Genomic DNA, 12312 nt, shown 5'->3' with positions numbered 1-12312 from the left:
TTGTAAGGGGCGACCTTTGGTCGCCCCTGCCTATATTCTTTTACTTTGAATATATATTTACATCTCCTGAAACTGTGCCAATATTTATTTTGTTTTCGGAAGATCCAACGGTGCCTTCAAGACTATTTTTATGCTTTCCTTGAATAGTTATAGGAAAATTACTTTTCAAATCTCCTGAAGTAGTTTGTGCACTAATTTGGAATTCTGATTTTTTTGGCAGAGTTATATTTACATCTCCTGAAACAGTAGCAGCAATGATATTGTCGTTAAAATTCTTGTAGGAAATTTCAATATCTCCTGAAACAGTATTTGTTTGTACACTTCCTATGAGATTTTTAATTTCAATGTCACCAGAAGTAGAATTGAACATATTTTTATCGGCTGAAATATTTAAAGAATCAATATCCCCTGAAGTTGTACTCACTACTAAATCTTTAAGGTTCAAATCATTTAAATTTATATCTCCTGAAACAGTAGCTAAATTCAAATCATTAAAATTCATTTTGGATAAATTCACATCACCAGAAGTTGAGACGATTTTCATATTTTCTTTATAGTTTTCAGGAATATGAATATCTAATTTTAAATTTGAATAGCTCACGTTTTGTGATAGATTGTTATCTTCTTTCTTGGCAGATATATAAAGAGTGTCATCAGATTTTTTTGTCTTTAATTTAGGTATATAATTTGCCTTTATAGTCCCACTATATATTATTTTTATATCATCTCGACTTTCGGGTATGAAGTTTATATCTACAAAATTAGTCTCAACAATTATATCTTTGATACCTACTATATCTTCAGTTTTTTCTTCATTTACATTTTCTTTTTTTGTATTTTTAGTATCTGATGAATGATTATATTCATCAATGTCTACTTCTTCTTCATTGACTATAATTCCATTTGGTGAAATATCTACCACATCATCTCCGTCATTTACATAGATTCCACCGGGATTTATTTGTACTTTAGTTCCATCCTCATCTTCTATATTTATACCATCTAATCCTATTTTAACTTTAGAACCATCAGATTTGATATTCATTCCCTTGAATTTTTTTCTATTGCCATTAATGCCATAGCTTATATGTCCCCCTGACAAATTGTATGATAGAAAAGCAATGCCAAAAGCTACAAGAGCTACCCCTGCAAAAATGGCAACAAATTTTTTAATGTTCATAAAAACTCCTCCTATTTTTTTATTGTATCAATATTCCACTTAAGATACTTTACGGTGCCTTTATATAGTAGCTTAGTTAAGTAAAGGCTGGCCATAAACAGCAATACTCCCAAGCAAGTTAATCCTATTCCCAGTGAAACAGATGTGACTGGATGAACACCTAAATTTACATCATAATAGGAGAACGGATAACAAGACAGTGGGATTAAAATTGTTCCAAATACTGCACCTATACCTCCTGCAACTAATCCTACAGATATACCATACAGTCCAATGAGCAAAGCTATTATGACAATAAAAGGTCCTAAAACTATAATAAAATTAAAAATTCCCAGAGCCATAGCTGAAAACATGGCTTTAAGTAAATTTTTCGGTGAAGGATTGCTTTCGGCTTCATCAATTTTTGAAGAAACTTTGTACATTTTAGCAATATTCCTTGGATCCCCCAATTCCCTAGCAATATCTTCTTCAAATTTTCCTTGAGATAGTCCAATACGAAAGTGTTCTTCGTAGTCATAAATTATGTCATCTATTTCTTCTTGTGGTAGGCCCTTTAAATTAGCTCTTAAAGTTCCTATAAATTCTTTTCTATTCATTTCTATCCCCCTTTATAATAGTATTTACTCCTTGAACAAAATGATTCCATTCGAAAATCAATTCATCACAAGCTTTTTTACCTTCTTCAGTTATAGTATAATATTTCCTTGGAGGCCCTTCTTGAGATTCTTTTAAATAAGTTTTTACAAATCCATCAGTTTTAAGTCTTCGCAAAAGAGGATATATAGTCCCTTCAGAAATATCTATATGTTTAGAAATATGCTCTACCAGTTCATAGCCATAATAGTCTCTTTCTAGTAGCATTGAAAGTACGCAAAGTTCTAAAACTCCTTTTTTAAATTGAATATTCATAGCATTTCTCCTTTTCACTGGTAAGATCAACTATATTATATACTATGCTACCTTGCAATGCAAGGTACTAAATTAAAAAAGATGCTAATATAGCATCTTAAAAGTTTAATCCTTCTTTTCTCATTCCTACGCTTAAAGCAATACCTATGCCTATCATATTCACTAAAAGGAAAGTGCCTCCATAGCTTATAAAGGGAAGAGGTATTCCTGTGATAGGCATAAGACCAATAGTCATACCTATGTTTTCCCATATATGAATGAACATCATTGAAGTTATTCCTATGACCATCAAAGAGCCAAAGGTGTCCTTAGTGTTCTTTGCAATTCTTACAAGTCTATAAAACATAATGAAATACAACAATATCAGAACAAGTCCTCCCATAAGTCCCAATTCTTCTCCTATGACCGCAAATATAAGATCTGTTTGTTTTTCAGGAATGTATCCAAATTGGGTTTGAACTCCTTTAAATAGTCCTCTTCCAAAGACTTTACCTGAACCTATTGCAATAAGTGATTGCTTAGCTTGATATCCTGAGCCACTGGTATCATGCTCTGGATTTAGAAAGTTAAATATCCTGTTTTTTTGATATTTATCTAATGAGAACCATATTGCAGGTAGGGATATGATTCCAATGGCAATAGCATAGCCAAAGTATTTCAATTTAAGTCCCGCAGCAAAAAGCATTGCAAGTACGAAAAATATAAAAACTGCTGCTGTTCCAAAATCAGGTTGAAGCAAAATGAGTCCTATAGGTATAGCTGCAAATAGCAATGTTTTTAGAAGAACAAAGGGCTCATTTATGCTATTCTTATTTTTATCTATGAATTGAGCTAGGGAAATAATAAGCCCTAATTTTACCAACTCTGCAGGTTGGAATGTGAACCCACCAATGGAAAGCCAGCTTCTTGCTCCCCAATCATCATCTCCAGTACCAAATATGAGAACGGCTATAAGTAGTAAATTGCAAAAGATGTATATTGGCAAGTATATTTTTCCTAATAATTTATAGTCCATCATAGCAAGTAATATTATAGCTACTATACCTAATATGACAGTTATTCCCTGAACTTTTATAAAACGAGAATTTTCATAACTTGCAGTTGCACTCATTATCATAACTAGTCCATATACGCATAACAATAAAACGGTTATAAAAAGGACAAAATCAAATTTTTTGATGAAATTTTTTCTAAAGCTAAACATTTTTTATAGCTCCTTTTTTAAATTTTATAAAAACAATTATATCATATTTATCTTAATAAATAGAAAATTATTTACAAATGTCAAAGCCATAAATTACCTTGTTCAAAGTTTTCTATAGCTCTTACTGTTTTATCTTGAAAATCAGGGTACTTTTCTTCAATATTTTCAAGTAAGACTTTTATTTCATTTCGCTTATTTATTTTGTCTTTAGGACAAGTTTTATTTTTCCCTAATGGTAGTTGTTCATCTTTTACTACTTTTTCTATTGTTTTTTCATCTATGTAAATTAGAGGTCTTATTAGTTGTAAGTTATGTTTTTCATTATAGGAAATTGGCTTAAAGGTTTCTAACTTACCTGTATAAATAAGATTTAAAAGAAATGTTATAGCTATATCTGTTTTGTGATGTCCGAGGGCTATTTTGTTTACATGATTGTCTTCTGCAATTCTTGCCATAGCGCCTCTTTTCATCTTTGAGCAGAGATAGCAAGGACTTTTTTTATCTTCAAATATTTTATCTATGATATGAATATTTTCATATATATAAGGAACTTTGTTTTCTCTACAAAATTTTTCTGTATCTGACATATCTATTCCTATACCTATATCTATATGAAGTCCTAATATATCAAAGTTCAAATATGAATTTTCTCTTAAAAGTAATAGAGAATAAAGTAGAAAGACACTATCTTTTCCTCCAGAAAGACCTACTATTATTTTATCATTATTTTCTATCATATTATATTTTTCCACAGCATTTCTTACATCATTTAGGAAGAGTTTATTGTACCACTTTCTCAAGAGATTACCTCCATGCTTTATTTTTATATATTATATCATTTTCAAAAGGTTCGTGGAATGCTTAATATGTTAATCGAACTAATGGCTATTATGATATAATATTTATAATGGTGCAAATTTGTCATTGGATATAAATTTTTAAAATCAGCAATTTGTTTTTAATGACAGAAAAAAAGAGAGGCGGTGAAACACCTAGTTTTTTAAACTGGGTTTATTATGGAATTACCTGAACTTAAAATTGGAAATCTTATTGCAAAAATACCTATTGTTCAAGGAGGTATGGGAGTTGGAATTTCATTATCATCTTTAGCAGGCAATGTAGCCTTAAATGGTGGTATTGGAGTAATATCAGGCGTTGAAATTGGATTTAATGAACCAGATTATTATAAAAATAAAAAAGAAGCTAATTTGAGAGCTCTAAAAAAACATATAAAGAAAGCCCAAGAAATATGTAACGATGGCATTGTTGGTATAAATTTAATGTCAGTACAAAACAATTTTGCGGAAATGGCCCAAAAAGCAGTTGAAGAAAAAATAGATATAATATTTTCTGGTGCTGGGCTTCCGTTGGAATTGCCTAAATTTACTGATGGTTCTGACACGAAAATTGCGCCTATTGTATCTTCAGGAAGAGCTATTTCATTGATATGCAAATCCTGGGATAGACATTATCAAGTAGTCCCTGATGCGGTAGTAGTTGAAGGGCCTAAAGCTGGTGGTCACCTTGGGTTCTCCAAGGAAGATTTAGATGATCCTTCTAAAGAATTGGATAATTTATTGTTGGAAGTTTTAAAAGCAATAAAACCTTATGAGGAGAAGTATAACAAAAAAATTCCTGTTATAGCAGGTGGAGGAATTTTTAATGGAGAAGATATAGCTAAGTTTTTAGAATTAGGTGCTTCTGGAGTTCAAATGGGAAGCCGATTTGTTGCTACATCTGAATGTGATGCTTCTCAAGCTTTTAAAGAAACTTATGTAAACTGTAAGTCTGAAGATATTCAAATCATTAATAGCCCAGTTGGATTGATTGGTCGAGCTATAAATAATGACTTTTTAAATGAAGTAAAGTTGGGTTTAAAAAAACCTATTAAATGTATTGCTAATTGTTTAAAGCCATGTGATCCTACAAAATCACAATATTGCATAGCTGATGCTCTGATTAATGCTCAGAAGGGAAATATGAAATCTGGTTTTGCGTTTGCAGGCGAAAATGCTTACAAGATAGACAAGATAGTTTCAGTAAAAGAATTGATAGAAGAATTGATTTCAGAAGCTAAGTTGTGTTTTAAATCTTTTTCTAATGGAGATTAGATTTTTATCAAGATGAAGGGAAAATGATTATGAATTTAAAACAATATATTATACAAAAATCTCAAGAGGTAGGAATTGATATTATAGGGTTCACAGATTCTGGCAGGCTAGATGATTTGAAAGATTATCTCTATGAAAGAAGAGAAAATAACAGAGAAACAGAATTTGAAGAAAAAGATTTAGAGAAGAGGGTAGACCCTAAAAGTATATTTCCTCATTGCAAAAGTATAATTGTAGTTGGGATTTCTTATAATGTTGATTTTAATGAAAAAGTAGATTTCGAATTAAAGGGGAAAATTTCTAAATCTTCTTGGGGAGAAGATTATCATAGAGTAGTCAAAGATAGAATAGAAAAACTTATAGATGAGATTGAAAAAGAAATTGAATTCAATTATATATCTTTTGTAGATACAGGGCCATTAGTAGATAGGGAATTGGCTAGAAAAGCTGGAGTAGGGTGGTATGGGAAAAATTGTTCAATCATAAATGATAAATATGGTTCATTTATATTCATAGGATATATTTTAACTGATTTAGATATAGAAAGTGACAATCCTATTCTAAGTCAGTGTGGAGATTGCAATCTTTGTTTAAGAGCTTGTCCTACAGGAGCTCTAGAAGCACCTTATAAATTCAATCCCAAGAAATGTATATCTTATCTTACTCAAACTAAAGATGAAATACCTTATGAATTGAGAGAAAAGATGGGAATAAAAGTTTATGGATGTGATACTTGTCAAATTGTTTGTCCTAAAAATAAAAGTGCTTTAAATAGCAAAAACAATGAATTTGTTCCCGTCAATACGAAAGGATATATAGATATAGAAGAAATTTTTAATATGTCCAATAGTGAATTTAAGAAAAAGTATGGTTCTATGGCAGGAAGTTGGAGGGGGAAAAATATATTAAAAAGAAATTGCATTATAGCTATTGGAAATATGAAAGATGTAAACAATATTGAATTTCTAGAAAAAGCACTAAAAGATCCAAGCCCAATGATTCGGCAATATGCAAATTGGGCAATAAAGAAAATAAAGACCTAGAATTTGTTAAAATTTTTTCATAAATAAATGATTTATAGTTTGTGAAAATAAAAATATTTGTGATATACTATAAATTGATGATTGTAAACCTTTTCTCAAATTTAATTTTAGGAGGGGAAACCATGGGAAATGTACATGAATTGAATTTTTTAAAGGAAAAAATACAAGGATTAAAGGATGATGGAGTTTATAGAAAACTTCCTGTACTTGAAGGACCTAATGAGGCAGAAATTATTCTAAATGGCAAAAAGGTTATTAACTTATCTTCAAACAACTATTTAGGATTTGCCAATCATCCAAGACTTAAGAAGGCCAGCATTGAAGCTGTAGAAAAATATGGCGTTGGTGCAGGTGCAGTTAGAACTATTGTAGGAAATATGGATATTCACGAAAATTTGGAGAAATTGTTGGCTGAATTTAAACGTGAAGAAGCTGCTTTTATCTATCAATCAGGATTTAATTGCAATGCTGGAACTATTCAAGCTATAACTGAAAAAGGTGATCTAATTATTTCAGATGAATTGAATCATGCTTCAATTATTGATGGAACTAGGCTTAGTAAGGCTGACAAAGCAATATTTAATCACTCAGATATGGATAGCTTGGAAGATGTACTTAAAAAGAATAGAGATAAATATAGAAATGTTTTAATCATTACTGATGGTGTATTCAGTATGGATGGGGACATTGCAAAACTACCTGAAATAGTAGAATTAGCTGAAAAATATGAAGCTATGACTTATGTAGATGATGCTCACGGCTCAGGAGTATTGGGAGAAAGTGGAAGAGGAACTGTTGACCACTTTGGTCTTCATGGAAGAGTAGATTTTTCAATAGGTACTCTTTCAAAGGCTATAGGAGTAGTAGGAGGATATGTAGCAGGAAGCCAAACTATGTATGAATGGTTAAATCACAGAGCTAGACCAGTTCTATTTAGTACATCACTTCCTCCAGCAGCAGTGGGAGCCATAACTGAAGCTGTAACAATGCTTATGGAATCCACTGAATATACAGATAGACTTTGGGATAATGCAAAATATTTTAAAGCAAAGCTTGGTACACTAGGATTCAATACAGGTCATAGTGAAACGCCTATCACTCCAGTTATCATAGGAGACGAAGCAAAAACTATGGAATTCAGTAGAAAGTTACTTGAAGCAGGTGTATTTGTATCAGCAATAGTATTCCCAACAGTTCCAAGAGGAACAGGAAGAGTTAGATGTATGGTGACAGCAGCGCATACAAAAGAACAACTTGATAGAGCAGTAGCTGCTTTTGAAAAGGTAGGAAAGGAAATGAATATTTTATAAGATTTAGGAAAGGGGGTTGTACCCCCTTTTTATATATTCTAAAATAGATTGTATAAACTTAAAATATAACGAGGTGATTTCTATGATAATTGGTGCATGCACTATAAAATTAATTATATATGAATCAAATTCTTTGAAAGATAAAAGACATGTGATAAAAAGTATCATAGGGAAAATACAATCTAGATTTAATGTATCTATTGCAGAAATTGATTTAAATGACAGTTGGCAAAGTTCTATCATTGGTTTTGCTTGCGTCACAAATGATACTACTCATGCCAATCAGATAGTAAACAATGTGTTGAAGTTTATAGATGGAGATAGTAGAGTGGAGATTATAGACTATAATATTGAAATACTGTAGGTGATAATATGGGAAAAAATTTAAGTAAAAAACAAGTAAAAGAGGTATTAAATATACTTGAAGAACTTTATCCTCATGCTAAAGCTGAACTAAATTTCTCAAACCCCTTTGAACTTTTAATAGCTACAATTCTTTCTGCTCAATGCACTGATGTGAGAGTCAACAAAGTTACACAAAAGCTCTTCAAAGAATATAAAACTCCTGAAGATTATTTAAAATTGAGTGAAGAAGAATTAGGAGAGAAAATTAGAAGTTGTGGGTTTTATAACAACAAAAGTAAGAATATTTTGGGAACTTGCGAAATGTTAGTTAAAGAATATGGTGGAAATGTTCCAGATACGAGAGAGGAACTTATGAAACTTCCTGGGGTGGGGAGAAAAACAGCCAATGTAGTTTTAAGTAATGCTTTTTCTAAAGATGCTATTGCTGTTGACACCCATGTATTTAGGGTATCAAATAGAATAGGATTGTCAAATAGTGACAATGTGTTAGACACAGAAAAAGATTTAATGAGAAATATTGAAAAAAGCATGTGGTCTAAAGCCCATCATTTATTGATTTTTCATGGAAGACGTATATGCAAAGCTAGAAAGCCCCTATGTGAAAAATGCCCATTAGATAGTTATTGCATATATTATAAAGAAAACGTACAATAAAAGAGAGAGGAAAAACGAAAGAAAGGGTTGTTAGGGATGTTAGATTTCAATGCAACTGTAAAAAATCCTGAAGATTTAATATTTTCACTTGATATAGGCACTAGAACTGTCATAGGTATAGTTGGCATATATGAAGACGAAAAATTCAAAGTTTTAGAAAGCTGTATCAAGGAACACAACAAAAGAAATATGTATGATGGTCAAATCCATGATATAGAAGGAGTAACCAAAATAGTTAAAGAAGTCAAAGAAGAATTAGAAGAAAAACTAGAATTGCCTTTGAAAAAAGTTTCTATTGCTGCTGCAGGCAGAGCTTTGAAGACTAGTAGAATTAGGATAGATAAAGAAATTGATAAAACTGTTGAGATAAGTAACAATATGATAGAAGCTTTAGAGCTTGAAGCAGCACAAAAATCTCAGGAATTAATAGATGAAGAAAAAAGCAAAAATGACTTAAAGTATTATTGTATTGGTTATAGTGTAGTAAATTACTATTTAGATGATAGCTTTATTGAAAATTTAGAGGGGCATAAAGGTGAAAAAATTGGGGTAGATCTTTTGGCGACATTTTTGCCACAAGTAGTTATAGATAGTTTATATGTGGTAGTCAATAGAGCTGGTCTTGAAGTTTCGAATATTACATTGGAGCCTATTGCAGCTATAAATGTAGCTATAAAAGAAAATTTAAGATTGCTAAATTTAGCATTAGTAGATATTGGTGCTGGGACATCAGATATTGCCATAACCAAAGATGGTACTATAATGGCTTATGCTATGACAGCTACTGCAGGTGATGAACTGACAGAAAGTTTAGCAAGAGCATATCTTTTAGATTTTGATTCAAGTGAAAAACTTAAAATTAATTTAAATAAAGAAAACACTCATGAATTTTCTGATATAGTAGGGGTAAAATATAAATTAACTACAGAAGAGATTATTTCAAATATTGAAAATGAAATAGATAAATTGGCTAAAGAAATAAGTGAAAAAATAATTGAGTACAATGGGAAGGCTCCAAGTGCAGTATTTTTAGTAGGTGGTAGTAGTCAAATTCCTACATTAAATGAACATATTGCCAATTGTCTGGGACTTCCAAAAGAAAGAGTTGCCATTAGAGATATTAGTTTTATTGAAAATGTAGAAGGCATTGAAGATGAGCTTAAAGGACCAGATATAGTTACTCCTATTGGGATTGCCATGGAAGGAGTCAACAGCAAATACAAAAATTTTATTCAAATATATATAAATGGAGAGGAGATAAGGGTATTCAATACAGAAAATATAAAGGTATCGGATGTACTGATTCTTATTGGATACAATCCTAGAAAATTGATTCCTCAAAGGGGAGAAGATTTCATATATTATGTAAATGGGAAGAAAAAGCTCATAAAGGGAGAGCTGGGAAAACCAGCAGAAATATATGTAAATGGTACATTTGCCAATTTGAATACAGAATTAAAGGATAGAGATTTTATTGATTTGAGAGATAGTACCAAAGGAGATAAAAAAATATTATATCTTTATGATTGCATTCCTAAATCTAAAGTGATAGTTTTAAATAATGAAGAAGTAAATTTGATTAGGGAATTGCAAATAAATGGTCTAGAAACAGAAGAAAATATAATCATAAAAGAAGGAGACAGAGTAGAATATTTTGAAATAAATACTGTTTATGAATTGATAGAATATATGAATATGAATATACATGATTTGAAAATATATAGAAATTCTAAAGAAGTGGATTTATATACTGAATTGGAAAATGGCGATGTATTGACGATTGGAACCCAAAATGGGACAAGCAATATAAAAGATAGCCAAAGGGAAATATGCTTGAGTATAAATGGAAAAGAAAGAAATTTTCAACATGAAAAGAAAGAATTTGTTTTTGTTGACATATTTAACTACATTGATTTTGACCTTTCAAAACCTAGAGGGAAACTAGTACTTAAATTGAATGGAAGAGATGCAGAGTATTTGGAAAGGTTAAAAGATGGAGATACGATTGAAGTCTATTGGGAAAATTGATTTGTGTCCGCACCTTTAATAGATTACATAACTTCCATATTATGAAAATACAATTTAATTAAACAAACAAATAAAAATATTAAAGGGTGGAGGCATGGCATGAAAAAAGAAAAACAGAACAATAAAAAAAGAAATTTAATTTTACTTTATATTGTAATAGTATTGGTACTATTAGGTGTTGGCAGCTATGGAATATCATCTGTATTGAAGAGAGATACGATATATGAAGGAATAAAAATAGGGAAGTTTGATGTAAGCAATATGACAAAGGCTGAAGCACTAAATAAGATAAAAGGAGAATTGGAAGAAGATTTAGCTGGAAAACAGATGATCTTAAGATATGAAGACAAAACTTATAATGTGAAAATCACCGATCTTGGCTTTCATTACAACTATGAAAAGGCAGTAAACGAGGCTTATAGTATAGGTAGAGAAGGAAACATTGTAAATAAGTTAAAGACTATAATTGACACAAAAAAATATGGGAAAACTCTAGGATTAGAGACGTCTTATGACAAAAATCTTATAAATGATTTAGCTCATGAAATATCTCAAGATATAAATCTAGAAAGTAAAGAGGCGGTATTTAATTTTAATGGAGGAAAAATGCATGTTACTGATGAAATAGTTGGTAGAAAAGTAAATACAGAGTTGTTGAAGCAATTGATTGATGAGAATGTGTATAAGTTGGAGGATGTTGATATACCAGTTGAGAAAATCCAACCAAAGGCTACTAAAGCCCAATTAAGTAGAATAAATGGAGTTATAGGCCAGTTTAGTACTTCTTTTAAAACTAGCAGTAGTGATAGGAAAGAAAATATAAGAGTTGCTGCAAAATCTATAGATGGCAAACTTTTAATGCCAGGAGATAATGTTTCATTTAATGAAACTACTGGTCCAAGAAGCAAGCAAAATGGATATAAGGAAGCAAATGTCATTTTAGAAGGTGAATTTACTCCAGGGACTGGTGGCGGTGTATGTCAGGTATCTACTACATTATATAATGCCCTTTTGAGTGCAGATGTAAAGGTTGTTGAAAGACATCCTCACTCAATACCAGCAAAATATGTAAGCTATGGTCAAGATGCAGCAGTGTCTTTTGGTAGTCTTGACTTGAAGTTTAGAAATGATTTTGATTTTCCTATTTATATTCATACCAAAGTATCAAGTGACACTATTTATATTTATATATATGGCGATTTAAATACTAAGAACTACAATGTAAAAATAGATTCTGAACTTGTAGAAAAAATAGAACCTTTGGTTGAAACAATATTAGATAACAGCTTAAAACCAGGAGAAAAAGTTCTTCAACAAGCAGGAAGAACGGGATATAAGACTAAAACTTATAAGTCAATAATAAAAAATGGCAAAATAGTTAAAAAGGAATTATTGCATTCTGATTATTACAAATCAAGAAAATATATTTATAAGATTGGACCAAAGGTAGAAGAGAAAATTGAAACATCTACAGAAGAAGCTGAAGAATAGATATTGTTATACTATT

12 protein-coding genes are annotated in these 12312 nt (G+C 30.8%); 7 read left to right on the top strand and 5 right to left on the bottom strand.

Annotated features, from left to right (window positions below; genetic code table 11):
• Positions 1-40 precede the first annotated feature (40 nt).
• The 5 genes from BUA21_RS07360 to BUA21_RS07340 all read right to left on the bottom strand — a co-directional run bounded on the left by BUA21_RS07360 (position 41) and on the right by BUA21_RS07340 (position 4093).
• On the bottom strand, positions 41-1180 hold the full coding sequence (locus BUA21_RS07360) for a DUF4097 family beta strand repeat-containing protein (RefSeq protein ID WP_072744171.1): 1140 nt from the start codon (positions 1178-1180) through the stop codon (positions 41-43).
• Positions 1181-1191: 11 nt separating this feature from the next.
• A complete protein-coding gene (locus BUA21_RS07355; RefSeq protein ID WP_072744170.1) occupies positions 1192-1776 on the bottom strand; it encodes a DUF1700 domain-containing protein in 585 nt (194 codons plus the stop codon).
• On the bottom strand, positions 1769-2089 hold the full coding sequence (locus BUA21_RS07350) for a PadR family transcriptional regulator (protein WP_072744169.1): 321 nt from the start codon (positions 2087-2089) through the stop codon (positions 1769-1771). Before BUA21_RS07350 ends, BUA21_RS07355 begins: the two co-directional genes overlap by 8 nt.
• 97 nt (positions 2090-2186) lie before the next feature.
• Positions 2187-3293, bottom strand: a complete 1107-nt coding sequence (rodA, locus tag BUA21_RS07345; RefSeq protein ID WP_072744168.1) for a rod shape-determining protein RodA — start codon at positions 3291-3293, stop codon at positions 2187-2189.
• Between the two features lie 80 nt (positions 3294-3373).
• Positions 3374-4093 (bottom strand): tRNA lysidine(34) synthetase, encoded by a 720-nt coding sequence (locus BUA21_RS07340; protein WP_072744167.1) that lies wholly within the window; start codon positions 4091-4093, stop codon positions 3374-3376.
• A gap of 216 nt (positions 4094-4309) precedes the next feature.
• On the opposite strand from BUA21_RS07340, the gene BUA21_RS07335 reads away from it, so the two are divergent.
• From BUA21_RS07335 to BUA21_RS07305, 7 genes are all read left to right on the top strand, one after another.
• On the top strand, positions 4310-5404 hold the full coding sequence (locus BUA21_RS07335; protein ID WP_072744166.1) for an NAD(P)H-dependent flavin oxidoreductase: 1095 nt from the start codon (positions 4310-4312) through the stop codon (positions 5402-5404).
• 29 nt (positions 5405-5433) lie between these two features.
• The gene (queG, locus tag BUA21_RS07330) at positions 5434-6447 is read left to right on the top strand and encodes a tRNA epoxyqueuosine(34) reductase QueG (RefSeq protein ID WP_072744165.1); all 1014 of its coding nucleotides are present in this window, start codon (positions 5434-5436) and stop codon (positions 6445-6447) included.
• A 122-nt stretch (positions 6448-6569) separates the two neighbouring features.
• Entirely contained in the window at positions 6570-7757 is a 1188-nt protein-coding gene (locus BUA21_RS07325) for a glycine C-acetyltransferase (protein ID WP_072744164.1), read from the top strand.
• An 82-nt stretch (positions 7758-7839) separates the two neighbouring features.
• Complete coding sequence (locus BUA21_RS07320; protein WP_072744163.1) at positions 7840-8121, top strand: DUF503 domain-containing protein; 282 nt, start codon at positions 7840-7842, stop codon at positions 8119-8121.
• Positions 8122-8129: 8 nt separating this feature from the next.
• On the top strand, positions 8130-8777 hold the full coding sequence (nth, locus tag BUA21_RS07315) for an endonuclease III (RefSeq protein WP_072744162.1): 648 nt from the start codon (positions 8130-8132) through the stop codon (positions 8775-8777).
• 36 nt (positions 8778-8813) lie between these two features.
• Positions 8814-10805, top strand: a complete 1992-nt coding sequence (locus BUA21_RS07310) for a cell division protein FtsA (RefSeq protein ID WP_072744161.1) — start codon at positions 8814-8816, stop codon at positions 10803-10805.
• Positions 10806-10904: 99 nt separating this feature from the next.
• Positions 10905-12296 (top strand): VanW family protein, encoded by a 1392-nt coding sequence (locus BUA21_RS07305; RefSeq protein WP_072744160.1) that lies wholly within the window; start codon positions 10905-10907, stop codon positions 12294-12296.
• Positions 12297-12312: the final 16 nt, after the last annotated feature.

It is taken from the genome of Sporanaerobacter acetigenes DSM 13106, from assembly GCF_900130025.1.
GTDB lineage: Bacteria > Bacillota > Clostridia > Tissierellales > Sporanaerobacteraceae > Sporanaerobacter > Sporanaerobacter acetigenes.
The sequence above is the reverse complement of the archived record's forward strand: the minus strand, read 5'-3'. Positions and strand labels throughout refer to the sequence as shown.

Coding starts and splice junctions, on each gene's coding strand:
- BUA21_RS07335 (WP_072744166.1), top strand. CDS start 4,310: ATGGAATTACCTGAACTTAAAATTGGAAATCTTATTGCAAAAATACCT.
- queG (WP_072744165.1), top strand. CDS start 5,434: ATGAATTTAAAACAATATATTATACAAAAATCTCAAGAGGTAGGAATT.
- nth (WP_072744162.1), top strand. CDS start 8,130: ATGGGAAAAAATTTAAGTAAAAAACAAGTAAAAGAGGTATTAAATATA.
- BUA21_RS07360 (WP_072744171.1), bottom strand. CDS start 1,180: ATGAACATTAAAAAATTTGTTGCCATTTTTGCAGGGGTAGCTCTTGTA.
- BUA21_RS07305 (WP_072744160.1), top strand. CDS start 10,905: ATGAAAAAAGAAAAACAGAACAATAAAAAAAGAAATTTAATTTTACTT.
- BUA21_RS07310 (WP_072744161.1), top strand. CDS start 8,814: ATGTTAGATTTCAATGCAACTGTAAAAAATCCTGAAGATTTAATATTT.
- BUA21_RS07325 (WP_072744164.1), top strand. CDS start 6,570: ATGGGAAATGTACATGAATTGAATTTTTTAAAGGAAAAAATACAAGGA.
- rodA (WP_072744168.1), bottom strand. CDS start 3,293: ATGTTTAGCTTTAGAAAAAATTTCATCAAAAAATTTGATTTTGTCCTT.
- BUA21_RS07320 (WP_072744163.1), top strand. CDS start 7,840: ATGATAATTGGTGCATGCACTATAAAATTAATTATATATGAATCAAAT.
- BUA21_RS07355 (WP_072744170.1), bottom strand. CDS start 1,776: ATGAATAGAAAAGAATTTATAGGAACTTTAAGAGCTAATTTAAAGGGC.
- BUA21_RS07350 (WP_072744169.1), bottom strand. CDS start 2,089: ATGAATATTCAATTTAAAAAAGGAGTTTTAGAACTTTGCGTACTTTCA.